15 protein-coding genes are annotated in these 14,351 nt (G+C 69.9%); 3 read left to right on the top strand and 12 right to left on the bottom strand.

The genetic code is table 11. From position 1 onward, the window contains the following. Positions 1–27: 27 nt before the first annotated feature. Positions 28–477 carry a hypothetical protein gene (locus KLK06_RS22445; protein WP_214637540.1) on the bottom strand — a complete coding sequence of 150 codons (450 nt, stop codon included), beginning with the start codon at positions 475–477 and terminating at the stop codon, positions 28–30. 402 nt (positions 478–879) lie between these two features. On the opposite strand from KLK06_RS22445, the gene aspS reads away from it, so the two are divergent. Both aspS and KLK06_RS22435 read left to right on the top strand, forming a co-directional pair. Then, on the top strand, positions 880–2,136 hold the full coding sequence (aspS, locus tag KLK06_RS22440) for an aspartate--tRNA(Asn) ligase (protein ID WP_214637539.1): 1,257 nt from the start codon (positions 880–882) through the stop codon (positions 2,134–2,136). A 146-nt stretch (positions 2,137–2,282) separates the two neighbouring features. After that, positions 2,283–3,641 carry a cell wall metabolism sensor histidine kinase WalK gene (locus KLK06_RS22435; protein ID WP_250905864.1) on the top strand — a complete coding sequence of 453 codons (1,359 nt, stop codon included), beginning with the start codon at positions 2,283–2,285 and terminating at the stop codon, positions 3,639–3,641. A 4-nt stretch (positions 3,642–3,645) separates the two neighbouring features. On the opposite strand, the gene KLK06_RS22430 is transcribed toward KLK06_RS22435, so the two are convergent. The 3 genes from KLK06_RS22430 to KLK06_RS22420 all read right to left on the bottom strand — a co-directional run bounded on the left by KLK06_RS22430 (position 3,646) and on the right by KLK06_RS22420 (position 6,389). Continuing rightward, positions 3,646–5,214, bottom strand: coding sequence for an MFS transporter (locus KLK06_RS22430; RefSeq protein ID WP_214637538.1), 1,569 nt, complete (start codon positions 5,212–5,214; stop codon positions 3,646–3,648). After that, on the bottom strand, positions 5,211–5,858 hold the full coding sequence (locus KLK06_RS22425; protein ID WP_214637537.1) for an LppX_LprAFG lipoprotein: 648 nt from the start codon (positions 5,856–5,858) through the stop codon (positions 5,211–5,213). Before KLK06_RS22425 ends, KLK06_RS22430 begins: the two co-directional genes overlap by 4 nt. Positions 5,859–5,930: 72 nt before the next feature. Next, the gene (locus tag KLK06_RS22420; RefSeq protein WP_214637536.1) at positions 5,931–6,389 is read right to left on the bottom strand and encodes a MarR family winged helix-turn-helix transcriptional regulator; all 459 of its coding nucleotides are present in this window, start codon (positions 6,387–6,389) and stop codon (positions 5,931–5,933) included. A 153-nt stretch (positions 6,390–6,542) separates the two neighbouring features. On the opposite strand from KLK06_RS22420, the gene KLK06_RS22415 reads away from it, so the two are divergent. Beyond that, entirely contained in the window at positions 6,543–7,445 is a 903-nt protein-coding gene (locus KLK06_RS22415) for a cation diffusion facilitator family transporter (protein WP_250905863.1), read from the top strand. Here the strand turns inward: KLK06_RS22415 and KLK06_RS22410 are convergent. Genes KLK06_RS22410 through KLK06_RS22375 form a run of 8 tightly spaced genes read right to left on the bottom strand, consistent with a single transcriptional unit; the run spans position 7,442 to position 14,351 of the window. Continuing rightward, positions 7,442–7,618 carry a hypothetical protein gene (locus KLK06_RS22410; protein ID WP_214637534.1) on the bottom strand — a complete coding sequence of 59 codons (177 nt, stop codon included), beginning with the start codon at positions 7,616–7,618 and terminating at the stop codon, positions 7,442–7,444. The genes KLK06_RS22415 and KLK06_RS22410 overlap by 4 nt on opposite strands. A gap of 9 nt (positions 7,619–7,627) precedes the next feature. Further along, positions 7,628–8,215: a 4'-phosphopantetheinyl transferase superfamily protein gene (locus KLK06_RS22405; protein ID WP_214637533.1), complete on the bottom strand. Its 588-nt coding sequence runs from the start codon at positions 8,213–8,215 to the stop codon at positions 7,628–7,630. Between the two features lie 18 nt (positions 8,216–8,233). Next, positions 8,234–8,899 carry a hypothetical protein gene (locus tag KLK06_RS22400; protein WP_214637532.1) on the bottom strand — a complete coding sequence of 222 codons (666 nt, stop codon included), beginning with the start codon at positions 8,897–8,899 and terminating at the stop codon, positions 8,234–8,236. Beyond that, a complete protein-coding gene (locus KLK06_RS22395) occupies positions 8,896–10,230 on the bottom strand; it encodes an MlaD family protein (protein ID WP_214637531.1) in 1,335 nt (444 codons plus the stop codon). The genes KLK06_RS22400 and KLK06_RS22395 overlap by 4 nt, the downstream gene beginning before the upstream one ends. Then, positions 10,227–11,249 carry an MlaD family protein gene (locus KLK06_RS22390; RefSeq protein ID WP_214637530.1) on the bottom strand — a complete coding sequence of 341 codons (1,023 nt, stop codon included), beginning with the start codon at positions 11,247–11,249 and terminating at the stop codon, positions 10,227–10,229. Before KLK06_RS22390 ends, KLK06_RS22395 begins: the two co-directional genes overlap by 4 nt. Next, the gene (locus KLK06_RS22385; RefSeq protein WP_214637529.1) at positions 11,246–12,271 is read right to left on the bottom strand and encodes an MCE family protein; all 1,026 of its coding nucleotides are present in this window, start codon (positions 12,269–12,271) and stop codon (positions 11,246–11,248) included. The genes KLK06_RS22390 and KLK06_RS22385 overlap by 4 nt, the downstream gene beginning before the upstream one ends. Further along, a complete protein-coding gene (locus tag KLK06_RS22380; protein WP_214638026.1) occupies positions 12,268–13,293 on the bottom strand; it encodes an MlaD family protein in 1,026 nt (341 codons plus the stop codon). The genes KLK06_RS22385 and KLK06_RS22380 overlap by 4 nt, the downstream gene beginning before the upstream one ends. Further along, positions 13,293–14,351: an MCE family protein gene (locus KLK06_RS22375; protein WP_214637528.1), complete on the bottom strand. Its 1,059-nt coding sequence runs from the start codon at positions 14,349–14,351 to the stop codon at positions 13,293–13,295. Before KLK06_RS22375 ends, KLK06_RS22380 begins: the two co-directional genes overlap by 1 nt.

The raw sequence follows: 14,351 nt of genomic DNA, 5'->3' as shown, positions 1-14,351 counted from the left end.
CCGGGCCGGGCCTGGGCGCGTGGTCGGTCAAACCGTCTGGGGCTGGGGTTGGTCCACGGGCGCCCTGGTGTGCTTGCGTACGGCACGGTAGCCGACGATCACCGCCCAGAGCTGGCCAAGCCCCACGAGGGCGTGCAGACCGTACACGAACAGGCTGGCCAGTGGCGTGTCGTCGGTCGTCGCGCCCGCGAGGCCGGCCAGCGGGAAGACGACGAGCATCTGGACCGCGCTCAGCACCAGCGGCGCCGCGCACAGCGCGATCAGCCTGCCGGGCACCTTCGCCAGCGCCGCGACGACGGTGGCCGCGAGAGAGACGGCCGGGATGACGAACAGGCCGTTCGCGGCGTGCAGGCCGATCGCCGCGGCCTCCGAGCCCGTGGGCCGCGGCATCTGGAACGCGCCGAACGTGGACAGGTAGAACTGCAGGATCACCACGACGATCTGTGCGACGGCGCATCCGACCAGGGCTCTGCGCATGCCGACCTCCTCAGGGGGACAGGTTGCCCCGAGTGTGCTCGGCGCCCGGCCGCCGGATAACCCCTATCCGCCCCCTGTGGTCGTCAGGGACGTACCTCGCGGCCGAAACCAGGTTGCCGATGTCCGCCGAGGCTGGCTACGATCACCGGCAACACGTGGACGGAGACAAGTAACCGAAGGCCCGCGCGGGCCGGAGAGAGCCGCCGGTAGCTGGGAAGGCGGCCTCGCGCACCTTCGGCGAAGACACTCCCGAGTGCGGGGAGGAAATGCCCCGCCGGTCTGACCCCCGTCATCGGGTCGTGGAGGCCGCCCCGTCGTGGGCGGCGAAAGTGCGGTGGCACCGGGAGTTCCCTTCTCCCCCGCACTCCCAAGGGATCATGCAATTCCTCGTGAGGAGCTGTGATGATCTCTCGTGTCCTGTCGGCGGAGCTCGCTGAGCACGCCGGACAACGAGTGACGATCGCCGGTTGGGTCCATCGCCGCCGGCGGCTGAAATCCGTGTCCTTCCTGGTCGTCAGGGACCGCAGTGGGCTGGCCCAAGTGGTGGCGCCCGGCGCGGTTCCGGGTGAGGAGACGGTCGTCCGGGTGACGGGCGTCGTGACCGCGAACCCGCAGGCGCCGGGTGGCGCCGAGCTCACGGAGCCGGAGATCGAGGTGCTGGCCGAGCCCACGGAGGCGCCGCCGTTCGACCTCTACCGGCCCGTCGTGCCCGCCGCGCTGCCCACGATCCTCGACCACGCGCCGGTCGCGCTGCGCCATCCGCGGCTCAGGGCGCCGCTGGAGATCTCGGCGGCGAGCGTGGCCGGGTTCCGCCGGGCGCTGGACGGGCTCGGGTTCACCGAGATCCACACGCCCAAGATCGTCGCCTCGGCCACCGAGTCGGGCGCGAACGTCTTCGGCATCGACTACTTCGGCCGCCCCGCCTACCTCGCGCAGTCGCCGCAGTTCTACAAGCAGGCGATGGTCGGTGTGTTCGAGCGGGTGTACGAGGTGGGGCCGGTCTTCCGGGCCGAGCCGCACGACACGGTCCGCCACCTGGCCCAGTACACCAGCCTGGACGCCGAACTGGGCTTCGTGCGCGACCACCGCGACGTGATGGCCGTGCTGCGCGAGGCGGTGGCGGGCATGCTGGAGGCGGTACGGGGGCAGCCCGCGATCGACCTGCTCGGCGTGGCGCTGCCGGAGGTGCCCGCCGAGATCCCGGCGATCCACTTCACGCAGGCGCAGCGGCTCACGGGCGAGTTCGAGCCGGACCTGTCGCCCGAGCAGGAGCGGCGGCTGTCGGAGTGGGCGGTGCGGGAGCACGGGTCGGAGTTCCTGTTCGTCACGGGGTATCCGATGGCCAAGCGCCCGTTCTACACGCATCCGGACCCGCTGCGTGAGGGGTACTCGAACGGGTTCGACCTGCTGTTCAGGGGGTTGGAGCTGGTGACGGGCGGTCAGCGGCTGCATCGGTACCAGGACTACCTTGACGCGCTCGCCGCGCGGGGTGAGGGTGCCGGGCCGTACGAGGGGTATTTGCAGGCGTTCGCGCATGGCATGCCGCCGCACGGGGGGTTCGCGCTGGGCCTCGAGCGCTGGACCGCGCGCCTCGTGGGCGCGGCGAACATCCGCCAGGCGACGTTGTTCCCGCGCGACCTGCATCGGCTCTCCCCGTGAGAACCGCTGGTCGAGATCGGGGACGGAGACGCCGAGCGGAGGAGAGACTCCACGTTCTTGGCGCATAGTTTGTGTCGTCTTGCCTGTCCACTGCCTCAGCCTCGCACGATGCGCATTTAGCGTGATCGTCAGGTGGATGGAGGGGCATGGTGAGCTTGCGGCGCGACTGGTCCGTGCGGACTCGGATGACGCTGCTGTCCAGTGTCGTCATGGCGTTGCTGTGCGCGATCTTCTGCTGGGCCATCCTGGGAGGCGCCCACGACCATGCCACAGATGATCAGGCGGACCGGATTCTGGCCGCGGACCTACGGGCGGTCCGTTACATCCTGCAGGATTCGATCCCTCCAGTGTTGCCCGACCCCGACGTCGCCGCCATCCAGGTGATCGACTCGACCGGCCGGGTGGTGGCGGCCAACGAGCGGATGGCCGGTCAACCCCGGATGGCCTCCTTCTCCCTGCCGGGGGAGAACCTGCGAGCGGACCGGGTCGTCTGCACCGTGCCGGGCTTTCCGGGCAAGTGCCTGATCGTCGAGGCCATCAAGATCCACAAGGACGGAACCGAATACATCGTCTACGGCGCCGATCCCGTCATCCCGTGGTACGTCGACCGCTCCTTGCTGGCCAAGCTCCTGATCGGATCCGTGCTGCTGGTCGGCGCCACGGCGATCGGCGCCTACCGTACCGTCAGCAAGACCCTCGACCCGGTCGACGCCATCAGCGCCGAGCTGGCCGAGATCACCTTGACCGACCTGGGCCGCCGCGTGCCCGTGCCCGATCACCACGACGAGATCCGGAAGCTGGCCGAGGCCGCGAACCGGACTCTGGACCGGCTGGAGGCGGCGGTCGAGCAGCAGCGGCGCTTCGCCACCGACGCCTCGCACGACCTGCGCAGTCCCATCACCGCCATGCGCACCCAGGTGGAGGAGGCGCTGCTGCACCCGGACGACGCGGACTGGCCCGCCATGACGCGAGCCCTGCTGGCCAGTCTCGACCGGCTGGAGGCGATCGTCATCGACCTGCTGGTGCTCGCCCGGCTCGACGCCGGTGCCAAGCGCGCGGACGACTGCGTGAACCTGAGCCAGCTGATCGAGTCCGAGCTGGGACGCCGCGCCCTTCAGGTGCGCATCGTGACGAACCTCCAGCCGGGCGTGGTCCTCAGCGGAGACCGGCTGCAACTCGGCCGCCTGCTCACCAACCTCCTGGACAACGCCGCTCGGCACGCCACCTCCAGCGTGGCGGTCTCGGTCCGCCGCGAGGGCGACGAGGCGGTGCTCGAGGTGAATGACGACGGCCCGGGCATCCCACCCGACCTGCGGGAATTCGTGTTTCAGCGCTTCACCCGGCTGGATGCCGCCCGAAGCAAGGACACAGGGGGTACGGGACTCGGCCTGGCGATCGCCAGGGAGATCGCCGAGCGCCATGGCGGGACGCTGACCATCGAGGACTCGGAGCGAGGCGCGCGATTTGTCCTAAAAATCCCTATCGGCGCTGCAGGTGCTGATTAACCGGTCAGACGGCTGTCACCGGACGGCGAGGGAGGAAGGCGGCGACCACCGCGCCCAGGAGGCAGATCAGGGCGGTGAGGAAGAACATCTCCGTATATTCCAGATGCAGCGCCGCGTTCACCTTCGCGAGGTACTCGCTCAGTTGCTTGGTGTACACGGCGGGTTCAACCCCGACCGGGAGCGGTGTGTCGAGGTTCGCGGTCAGCGACTGGAAGCGGTGGAACCCCCATGCCGACACCCCCGCGATGCCGATCAGCATGCCCATCATCCTGGCCACCACCACCGCCGCCGAGGCCACCCCGTGCTGCGTGGCCGGCGTCACCCGCAGGACGGCCGCCGAGACGGGCGCGATGACCAGCCCCAGACCCAGCCCGGCCACGATCAGCGCGAGGTCCACCATCAGTCCGGCGTTCGCCAGGTCGAGCGGCCAGCGGCTCATCAGCACATATCCGGCCGTGGCCACGATCAGGCCCGCCACCGCCACCATGCGGTCGCCGAGCCGGCGGGCCAGCACGCCCCCCAGCACCGCGCCGACCGGGAGCGCGATCAGGAACCTGGCCAGCACCAGCGCCGCCTCCAGCGCCTCCATGTCGAGCAGCGTCTGCGCGGTGAACTGGACGAACACCATGGTGATCAGCAGCGCGGCCCCGGTCAGGAAGCTCACGCCCAGCGTGGCCAGCAGCGGGCCCTTGCGGATGCCGGACAGGTCGAGCAGCCGGACCTTCGACCGGATCTCCCACCAGACGAACGCCGCTCCGGCCAGGACCCCCGCCGTGATCACCGGCAGGCCCCACGGCGGCAGTACGGTCGTGGCGGGCTCCGGGTTGTACAGGCCCACCACCAGTAGGGCGAGGCTCAGGGCCAGCAACGCGCCGCCGACCCCGTCCACGCGACCAGAGGAAGCCGGATCGGAGGGAGCCGGATCGGAAGGCCCAGAAGGGGTCGGCATCGCGAAGCCGGCAACTGGCCGCCGAGGCCGTGGCGGGGGGACGGTCAGCTGGACCGCCACGGCGGCCAGCGCGGCCAGCGGCAGGTTGATCCAGAAGATTGCGTGCCAGCCGCCCATCTCGACCCCGAACACCGAGGTGCTGGGGATCAGCGCCAGCACCCCGCCGTACAGCGGACCGAGCGCGCTGCCCAGTTCCTGCGCCGCGCCGACCGCGCCGAGCGCCACCGGGCGCTCGTGCTCGTCCCACATGTCGCCGATGAGCGCCATCGTGATCGGCAGCAGCGCGCCGCCCGCGATCCCCTGGATCGTCCGGCCCGTCACCACCATCACCTCACCGGCCGCCAGCGCGGTCAGCACCGAGCCGAGCGCGAACGCCGCCAGGCAGGCGTGGATGAGGGGCCGCCGGCCGTACCGGTCGGAGAGCTGGCCGAGCAGCGGCATCGCGGCGATGTAGCCGAGCAGGAAACCGGTGACCACCGGTGTGGCCCGCTCCAGGCGGTTGGTGGGGATGCCCACGTCGGTGGCGATGTCGAGCAGGACGGTCACGACCACGTACGCGTCGAGGGCGGCGAGCAGCACCACCGCCCCGCCGACGCCGAGCGCGACCCGGCGGGCGCGCCTCATCCGGCGGGCGGCGTGATCGTCACCGGCGCGTCGTAGTCGCTGAGCGAGACGGTCACCGTGCCGTCCTGCAGCGGCAGTTCGACCTTGGTGAGCCGGCTGGTGGCCTTGTCCACCCAGATCTTGGCGTTGACACCCTGGGTGACGCCCGGGACGAGGGTTCCGAGGACCTGACCGGAGAACGTGGCGGCCACCCGGTAGACGCCGCTCTCCTCGGCCTCGACGCGCGGGTCGGTGGCCGTGCCGAGCAACTGCGCGAGGCCCTTGGCCGGATCGAGGATCAGCGACGGGTCGTAGATCTGCGCCAGGTCCTTCCTGGTCATCTTCTGGAAGCCGCCCGTCGGGCCCTTGAAGTGGACGGTGTCGCCGACCAGGGCGAAGGTGAGCTCCTGCAGGCTGCCCAGGACCTCGATGGTGATCGTGCCGTCGGCGTCACCGGTGGCGGTCAGCCTGCCGTCGGCCTTCTTCACCGGCACCTTGGGCTTGCCGTCCGTGGCGATGGAGAAGGTGGCCGACTTGACCGCCTTCATGGCCTCGGTGGACTTCTTCAGCAGATCGGGTCCGGCGGGCAACTCGCTGCCGCTGCCACCTGATGAGCAGGCGGACACCAGCGCGAAGATGACGACGAACAGCAGCTTTCGGAGCATGAGCGGATCGTAGCGAGCGCCCGGAACGATCGTGTGCCGTCGGGCATATCGGTTAGGTGTCGGCCTGGGGGCTCAGCGAAGCTTCTTCAGATGCTCCACGATCGGCTCGTAGGCCACCACGAGCGCGTCGAGCTGGTCGTCGGTGAGCCGGTCGACGAAGTGCTCCCGGACACTGGCCACGTGATCAGGCGCGACTCTCTCGATCGTGGCCCAGCCCTCGTCGGTGAGTACGGCGAACGTGCCGCGCCGGTCGTCGTGGCAGTCCTCCCTGGCGACCAGACCCTTGGCCTCCATGCGGGAGATCTGGTGCGACAGCCGGCTGCGGGACTGGATGGTCGCGTCGGCCAGGTCGCTCATCCGCATCCGGTGTTCGGGGCTCTCGGAGAGGTTGACCAGGATCTCGTAGTCGTTCACCGAGAGAGCGTGCTCCTGCAGCTCGCGGTCGAGCCGGTGCATGAGCAGCTTGTGCAGCGCCAGGTGGGTACGCCAGGCACGCTGCTCAGCGGGGGAAAGCCAGCGGGGCGCGCTCATGATCTCCAATCTAGCGCACGGAGCTGTGAATACCGCCGCCCGTGGAAGACCGCTGAACGCGGCCCAACATAGGCGCAAACACCGCTGCCTGTGTTGGGCCGCTGAACGCGGCCCAACATAGAGTGACCCGTTGTGGCGGACAACGGGGAAAGTTTGGGCACCGTCCTCGTGGCGGGCGGCGCGAACCTGGCCATCGCGGTGGCCAAGCTGATCGCGGGCCTGATCGGCGGTTCGGCGGCGATGCTGTCGGAGGCGGCTCATTCGGCCGCGGACACGGTGACGGAGCTCCTGTTGCTGGTCGCCGTACGCCGGGGCCAGCGGCCCGCTGACGGGCGCCATCCGTTCGGGCACGGCAAGGCGGGCTTCTTCTGGGCGATGATGGCGGCGGTCGCGACCCTGGTCGGCGGCGCGGGGTTCTCCATCACCCACGGCGTGCACGAGATCAGTCACGGCGAGGACCTCGGCAACCTGCTCCCGTCGTACATCGTGCTGGCCGTCTCCTTCGCGATCGAGGGCGGGTCCTTCCTCAACGCGCTCGCGCAGCTTCGCAAGGAGGCCCGCAGGCGTGACGTCAGCCCGTTCCGCCTGGTCTCGATCACCTCGGACACCGCGCTGAAGGCCGTCGTGTACGAGGACGCGGTGGCGCTGGTCGGGCTGGTGATCGCGGCGCTGGGCCTGCTCGGCTCCCAGGTGACCGGCTCGGCCGTGTGGGACGGCGGCGCGTCCATCGCGATCGGCCTGCTCCTGCTGGTGGCCGCGCTCACACTGATCCGGTCGAACCTGTCGCTGCTGATCGGCCAGTCCGCGCCGGACCCGGTCGAGAAGGAGATCCGCGAGGTGCTGGCCGCGCAGCCCGAGGTGATGAGCGTGGTCGAGCTGCTCACGATGTACCTCGGTCCGGGCAGCCTCATGGTGGCCGCGAAGATCGACTTCCGGGACGACGCGACCGCGGCAGGCGTGGAGATCGCCTGCGACGAGCTCGACCGCCGGCTGCGGGACCGCTATCCCGGCATCTCCCAGGTGTTCCTGGATCCCACGCCTACCCGGCGCCGCTAGTGCAGAGCCATCACCACAGCGAGGCCGACGACGTGCATGACCACGACGGCGACGATCAGCGAGATGAAGACGAACTTGGCCGGCCCGTGCTCGAAGGTCTTGCCCTCTTCGAGCGGCCTGCGCTGGGCCACCCGATCGGCGATCCGCTCCTCTAGTGGCTTGCGATAGAACATGCGTCCAGTTTATCCGGATATCGGGATGTGCTCCGCTGGTGCGTCTGTGATAACGGCCACCACGATGTCCCCCTCGGCGGTCCATTCGAGCAGGTGACGGCCCGCCGGGTCGGCGTCGGCTCCCCGCAGCCCGTCGATGGTCAGCTCGCCGCGCTTGATCAGCGCCTCCTTGCGCGTCCAGTGCCTGATCAGCTCTTCGTTGGTGGTGACCACCGAGAGCTCCTGCTCGGTGAGCGCCCGGCCGGCGAGCAGCCGGTCGAACGGGCCCGGCGGCACCCGCTCCGCGTCGATGCCGACCCGGCCCGCACCGGCCGCCGCGCAGACGTAGCCGCGCGTGTGGCTGAGGCTGACGCCGAGTGAGGGGGCCTGCTCGATGTACGGGCGGCCGTGGCCGGGGCCGTGGACGTCGCAGTGCTGCAACAGGGTCAGCTCGGCCGGATCGGTGTCGAGCACCGCCGCGGCGCAGAGGCGTACGAGCAGGTGGGCCGCCGTGAACGAGCGGCGGTCGGGCTCGAACGCGAACCGGGCGGCGCGGGCCCGCTCGACGTCGGTCAGCCAGTCTTCTGGGGCGTGCACCTCGTCGGGGCGTCCGCCCATCGCTACGGGGCCGATCGGTCAGTCCTTCTTCTTCGAGCCGCTGTCCAGTTTGTACTGGTCCTCTTTGGCCGCGCCGAGCACGGACACGTCGTGGACCTTCCAGACGCCCTTCTCCTTGACCAAGCTGATCTTCAGATGGGAGTCCTTGACCGAGCGTATCGCCTCCGAGGTGTTGACTTGCTGGTCGACCACGACGATGGCGTGCGCGGTGGCCTCGTCGACGTCCGACAGGTAGACCTCGCGGACGTTCGCCTGGGAGACGGCCTTGAGCTTGACGATGACCTGGGCCATCGCGCCCCCGAACGCCTCGTCGTAGGTGGCCAGGAAGTCGCCCGTGGCCTGGGCCGTCAGCGTGGCGCGGGTGGCTTGGAGGTCCTGGTAGTCGTAGCTGAGCAGGGCCTTGCCGAACGAACTGGCCGCGCCCGAGACCTCCAGCCGCAGGGCGCGCTCGCTCTCCAGCCGGGCCAGCGAGTCGCGGGCCTGGCTCGCGGAGATCCACTGCAGCGCCGCCGTGGCGGCCAGCGCGGCCACCAGCAGGGCTGCCATCACCACCATGATCCGCGCCCGGCCCAGCCGCCCCCGCTCAGCACCGACCGCACCGGCGTCCAGGGCGGGACCATCTGTGGCAGCCGGGGTTTCTGCCTCCGTGGCCTCCTCCGCGGCGAGGTCCTGCTTGGTGGTCATGAGTTCTCCTCACGGCGGCGGGCGGCCCGGCCCACCGCAATCCACCCCAAGATGCCACCACTCGCCGCCACCGCGAGGAATATCGCGGCAATCAGCGGAGCGGCGTCCACCGGGGTACGGGACGCGGGCCCGGAAGCCGCGGCGGGCGACTTCGCACCCGCCGCCTCCGGGGTCCGCTCGGGCTCTGCGGTGGCCTTGCCGGCCGGCCGCCTGGTCTGCTCTGTCGTCGGGTCCTTGCGGGGTTTGGCCGCGGCGTCCTCCGTACGGACGGGATCGTCCACGGCGCGGTCGGGGCAGGCGCGCAGGCGGGGAACGGTCGGCGGGCCGACCGGATCCGCGTACTCCTCGGCCGGTTGCGGGCCGCCCGGGACGCTGAAGACGAACGACGCCTTGCCGTACACCGTGCCGCCCTCCTTCGCGCTGATGTCGTCCGCCAGGCTCAGTGCCGTCGGCACGATGCCCAGCAGGTGGTGCACGTTCCGCTCGGTCTCGGCGGAGAACACCGGCTTGTGCGGCAGGCCGGCCGCGGTCAGCAGGCACGACAGGCCCGGCCTGGCCCGCTTGATGGCCCGGTCGAGCTGCGCGAACACGCCTGGCCCCTGGTCCAGGAAGGCGTCGAGGTCGGTACGCGACTCGCGCAGCGTGGCCGTCACCGTGCTCAGGTCCGTGATGCCCGAGGCCAGCTTGTCCTTCCTGCCCGCCAGCGTGTGGGTGAGCTGGGTGAGCTGCACGGACAGGTCGTCGAGCACCTGGGAGTTGTCGGCCAGCGTGCCGGTCAGGTCGTGCGCGTCTTCGATGATGCTCCTGATCGACGACGACCGGCCGTCCAGCGCCACCGCCAGCTCGTGCGTGATCGTCTTGGCGTCCTTGGGCGGCACCGCGGCGAGCAGCTTGCCCACGCCCTCGAACAGCTTCTTGTAGTCGAGCGGCACCGTGGTCTTGGACAGCGGGATCACGTCGCCGGCCGCCAGCGACGGGCCGTTCACGCCCGTCGCGGGCGGCGACAGCTCCACGTACGGCTCGCCGATCGCGGACTTGCGCCGTACCTCGGCCGTGCTGGCCTTCGGCAGCCGGATCTCCTTGTCGATGTCCAGCCCCACGATGATCTTGCCGGGCGCCAGCCGTACGTCGCCGACCTTGCCCACCCGGACACCGAGGTAGGCGACGTCGAAGCCGCGGATCAGGCCGGGGGAGGAGACGAACTCCGCCGAGACCCGGTAGGGCTTGGTGATCGCGTCGAGCTTGATGATCGTGCTGAACGCCCAGACCGTCATCACGATGCCCAGGACGACGAAGAAGCCGAGGTTCAGGTAGATGCGGCGGTTCCTCATCGCGGCGGCTCCCAGAGCAGGCGGAAGTCCTCGATCCGGTTGGGCAGCACGCCCGTCTTGCCGTCCGGCAGGAGCCCCTTGTGCTTCGGCAGCAGCAGGCCCTTCAACCACACGTAGATGAGCACCTGGCCGTTGACCGTGATCGGCGGCGCGTCGATGAACGCCTGGAGCTTGGCCACCAGCGCCTTCAGGTCCTCCTTGCCGCGCAGCATCGAGGAGGTGATCGCGTCGAGCTCGCGCAGCAGCGTGCGCAGCCGGGCGGCGTGGCGCGGGTAGACCGTGAGGTTGGCCTCCTTGGCCAGGTCGGTCAGGGCGATGATGGCCTTCTTCACGTGCTTGCGGCCGTGCGCGAGGCGGGCGGTGGCCGCCGCCAGCGTGCCGGGCAGCCGGTCCAGCTCCTTGCTGCCCTTGGCGAGCTGGTCGCCCAGCTTGGCCAGGGCGTCCACGGTGGTGGCGATGTCCTGGCGGGCCGCGGCGTAGGTGTCGGTCACCTCGGCCGTCTGCTTGATCAGCTTGTTGACGTCGGCGCCCTTGCCGGCGAACGCGGTCGAGGCGGCGTCGAGGATGGCGTTGACGTCCTGGGTGCCGAGCGCCTCGATGAGCGGCCCGGCCTTGGCGGTGACCTGCTCGATGTCCGGCTCGACCGAGGTGTCGGTGATCGTGGCGCCGTTCTTGAGATAGGGGCCCTTCGACAGGTCCCTGCCGGCGGGCGGTGTGAGCTGGACGTAGTTCTCGCCCAGCACCGAGGTCTTGGCCACCGTCGCGGTGCTGCCTTCGGGCACCGGGTGCTCCGACATGATCGACATGGTGACCCTGGCCTGGTAGCCCTGCAGCCGGATGCCGGTGACCGTGCCCACCCGTACGTCGGAGATCTGCACGCTGTGCCCGGTCACCAGGCTCTGTACGTCGTCGAAGGTGGCGTTGAGCGTCAGGTCGCCGCCGGTGGCGCCGAGCGTCTGGAGCGAGCACGAGGCGGTGATGCCCAGCGCGAGCAGCCCTGACAGGACACGTGCCTTCATCGCGTCTTCTTTTCGTAGGGGCAGTTGCTGAGGCCGGCGGGCAGGCACGGCACCTTGCCGAGGTTCAGCGCGTCGAACAGCGGGGTCAGCCAGGCCCTGGTCATCGCGTTGAGCACCACGCGGATCTTCAGCACGTGCTGCTTCTTGTCCCACGAGTCGATCAGGATGTCGGCGAAGTCCGCCGCGCCCTTGACCGCCTGGGCCATCGACGCGCTGTTCGCCCGGACCGTCAGCACCAGCTCGGCCAGCGTGCCGGCGGCCTGCGGGAGCCGTTCGGAATAGGCCTCGATGATCACGTCGCCGCGGCGGACGAAGCCGGCCATGCCGGAGATGAACGTGCGCAGCCGCCGCCGCTCCTCGGCCAGGATGGCGCTGGCCTCGGCGAAGGAGTCGATCGCGCCCGTCACCTGGTCCTGCCGCTTGTTGAGGCTGGTGGCCAGCTTGTTCAGACCCTTGGCCAGGTCGATGAGCTGCTGGTCCTGCTTGGCCAGCGTGTCGGTGAGGTGCGCGGTGTCGGCGATCGCGTTGTTGACCGTCTTGCCGCGGCCTCTGACGCCGTCGGCGAGGTCGCCCGCGACGTCGCCCAGCTTGTCGGAGTCGAGCGCGTCGGTCAGCTTGGTGAACGCGTCGAGCGCGTCGTCGATCTCGACCGGCAGGTCGGTGCGCTCCAGCGGGATGGTGGCGCCGGAGGCGATCCGCCGGTCGCCGGGCTTCCACGGCGGGTAGAGCACCACGTTCCGCTCGCCCAGCGTGTTCTGCGGCGCGACCACGGCCTTGACGTTTGCGGGCAGCGGCACCTCACGGTCCACCGACAGCTCGACGCGTACCTTGTCGCCGTCGATCCGGATGCTCGTCACGTATCCGGCGTCGAGCCCCATCACCTTCACCCGCGCCTGCTCGTACAGCGACGGCGCCTTGCTGAAGATCGCGGTCAGCCGGTACGGCTCCGCGCCGAGCAGCGTGCACCCGCCGCTGCCCGCCAGCAGCGTCACGGCCAGCAGGACCGCCATAAAGCGGGTCATCTGTCGTTCTTCCTGTCTTTGGCGATGGCGCCGAGCACCTCCGGGTCGATGGGGCCCAGGCCCGTGGCTATGGCCTCGAGCCACGGGCCCTGGCCGCCCATCGTGGACAGCCCGGAGAACGTCGGGCCGGCCCACGCCAGGAGCGCGTTGAACTCCTTCTTGCCGCTGTTCAGCTTGGTGGTGATCGCGCCGGTGTCGTCGAGGACCCGGACCAGCGTCCCCTCGTGCTCGTTGATCAGCCGGGTGGTGCTCCGCACCAGGTCGCTGCCGTCGCCGAGCAGCGTGCGCAGCTCGTTGCGGCGCGAGCGCAGCTCGTCCAGCATGACCTCGATGGCGTCGATGAGGCGGGCGAGCTGTTTGTCCTTCCGCTCCAGCACGTTCATGATCTTGGTGCCGTTGTCGAGGAGCTTCCGCAACTGCGGTTCGCTCTCGCTGATGGTGTCGGACAGGTCGCCGATGTTCTTCAGCAGCTTGGTGATCCGGCCGCGCTTGCTGGTGTCGATCTTGCCCAGCTCGGTCAGCAGGTCGTCCACGGCCTTGGTGTCGAGCTTCTGGACCAGGTGGGTGGCGTCCTTGATGGCGTCGTTGATCAGCGTGGGGACGCCCGTCCGCGTCACCGGGATCCGCCGCTGCGCCTCGGGGAGCTGGTCGATGTACGGGGCGGCGACCGGGCCGGTCAGCTTGACGTACCGGCCGCCGAGCAGGTTGGACAGCGTGATGTCGGCCCGGGTGGCGCGGCCGAGCCGTACGCCGGTGTCGACCTTCCAGGTGACGACCACGTTGCCCTGGCCGTAGTCGGGCCGCACCTCGGTGACCTTGCCGACGCGCACGCCCGCGACGCGCACGTCGTTGCCGGTGCGCAGGCCGCCGGAGTCCACGAACGTGCCGGACATGTAGTAACCGCCTTCGAGCAGACCGAGGTTGCCGACGAGGAAGGTGGCCACGAGGACCGCGCCGAGCACCGCCAGCGAGACCAGGCCGACGACGATCTTGTTGCGGTCGCGGAAGGACTTGAGCGCCATCACTCACCGACCATGAGCTGCTGCAGGTCTTTCGAGCTCTGGATCCGCGTGCTGCCGCGCAGCGGGGGCGGCGTCTTCATCGGGTACGGGCAGGGAGCGGCGTTCAGCGCCAGGCAGGGGACCGCGGTGATGAAGTAGTGGCCGCGATCGACGCTGGAGTAGGCGCGGGCGAACAGCGGCTGGAACGTGCCGATCGTTTTGTCGAGCTCGCCCACGTGCCGCCTGATGCCGCCGGTCAGCCCGGACAGGTGGTCGACCAGCGCGCCCAGCTCGTCGGCGTTCTTGCCGAGCACCTCGTTGGAGGTGTGGACGGTGGTCGAGAGCCGCACGATCGACTCGTCGATCAGCTTGCGGTTGCCGGCAAACGCCTCGGAGAGCGTGACCAGGTTGTCGACGAGCTGCTCGATCTGCTTGTCGCGCTGGGCGACCACGCCGGTGACGGTGGCGTAGTCCTTCAGCAAACCCTGGATCGTCCGCTTGCGCTCGTTGATCGTGCCGGTGATGGCGTTGACGTTGTCGAGCAGCCGCGGGATGTTCTTGTCGTTGCCCTTCAGGGACTTGGCGGCGGCGGTGAGCAACTGGTTGATCTGGTCCGGGTCCAGGCTGCGGGTCAGCGGGCCGAGATCGCTCACCAGCGCGCCGATGTCGACCACGGACGAGGTGCGGATCACCCGCGAGCCGGGGGCGAGCCGGCCGGGCGCGGTGCCGGGGAGCAGGTAGACGACCCGCTGGCCGACCGCGTTGCGCCACCTGATCGCGGCCTCGGTGTCCGACGGCACCCTGACGGCGTCCTGGACCTCCATGGTGACCTCGGCGCGGCCGTTCACCACCTTGATCGTGTCGACCTGGCCCACGGGCGCTCCGGCGATCTTCACCTGGTCGCCCTCCGTCAGCCCCGACACATCATCAAATGTCGCGATAAGGCGGTATCCGCCGCCGGTGCTGACCCGGGCGATCTGTACGGCGATCAGCACGATGAGCGTCAGCGTCACGCCGACGAACAGGACGACGCGGAGCAGTGTCCACCGGCGGGTCACGCGTTCCCTGGACAGCGCCAC

The organism is Nonomuraea sp. NEAU-A123 (assembly GCF_018603905.1).
Taxonomy (GTDB): Bacteria; Actinomycetota; Actinomycetes; order Streptosporangiales; family Streptosporangiaceae; genus Nonomuraea.
This window is presented reverse-complemented; position numbering and strand designations above follow the sequence as displayed.

Coding starts and splice junctions, on each gene's coding strand:
- aspS (WP_214637539.1), top strand. CDS start 880: ATGATCTCTCGTGTCCTGTCGGCGGAGCTCGCTGAGCACGCCGGACAA.
- KLK06_RS22435 (WP_250905864.1), top strand. CDS start 2,283: ATGGTGAGCTTGCGGCGCGACTGGTCCGTGCGGACTCGGATGACGCTG.
- KLK06_RS22385 (WP_214637529.1), bottom strand. CDS start 12,271: ATGACCCGCTTTATGGCGGTCCTGCTGGCCGTGACGCTGCTGGCGGGC.
- KLK06_RS22405 (WP_214637533.1), bottom strand. CDS start 8,215: ATGGGCGGACGCCCCGACGAGGTGCACGCCCCAGAAGACTGGCTGACC.
- KLK06_RS22425 (WP_214637537.1), bottom strand. CDS start 5,858: ATGCTCCGAAAGCTGCTGTTCGTCGTCATCTTCGCGCTGGTGTCCGCC.
- KLK06_RS22410 (WP_214637534.1), bottom strand. CDS start 7,618: ATGTTCTATCGCAAGCCACTAGAGGAGCGGATCGCCGATCGGGTGGCC.
- KLK06_RS22400 (WP_214637532.1), bottom strand. CDS start 8,899: ATGACCACCAAGCAGGACCTCGCCGCGGAGGAGGCCACGGAGGCAGAA.
- KLK06_RS22445 (WP_214637540.1), bottom strand. CDS start 477: ATGCGCAGAGCCCTGGTCGGATGCGCCGTCGCACAGATCGTCGTGGTG.
- KLK06_RS22390 (WP_214637530.1), bottom strand. CDS start 11,249: ATGAAGGCACGTGTCCTGTCAGGGCTGCTCGCGCTGGGCATCACCGCC.
- KLK06_RS22430 (WP_214637538.1), bottom strand. CDS start 5,214: ATGAGGCGCGCCCGCCGGGTCGCGCTCGGCGTCGGCGGGGCGGTGGTG.
- KLK06_RS22420 (WP_214637536.1), bottom strand. CDS start 6,389: ATGAGCGCGCCCCGCTGGCTTTCCCCCGCTGAGCAGCGTGCCTGGCGT.
- KLK06_RS22395 (WP_214637531.1), bottom strand. CDS start 10,230: ATGAGGAACCGCCGCATCTACCTGAACCTCGGCTTCTTCGTCGTCCTG.
- KLK06_RS22380 (WP_214638026.1), bottom strand. CDS start 13,293: ATGGCGCTCAAGTCCTTCCGCGACCGCAACAAGATCGTCGTCGGCCTG.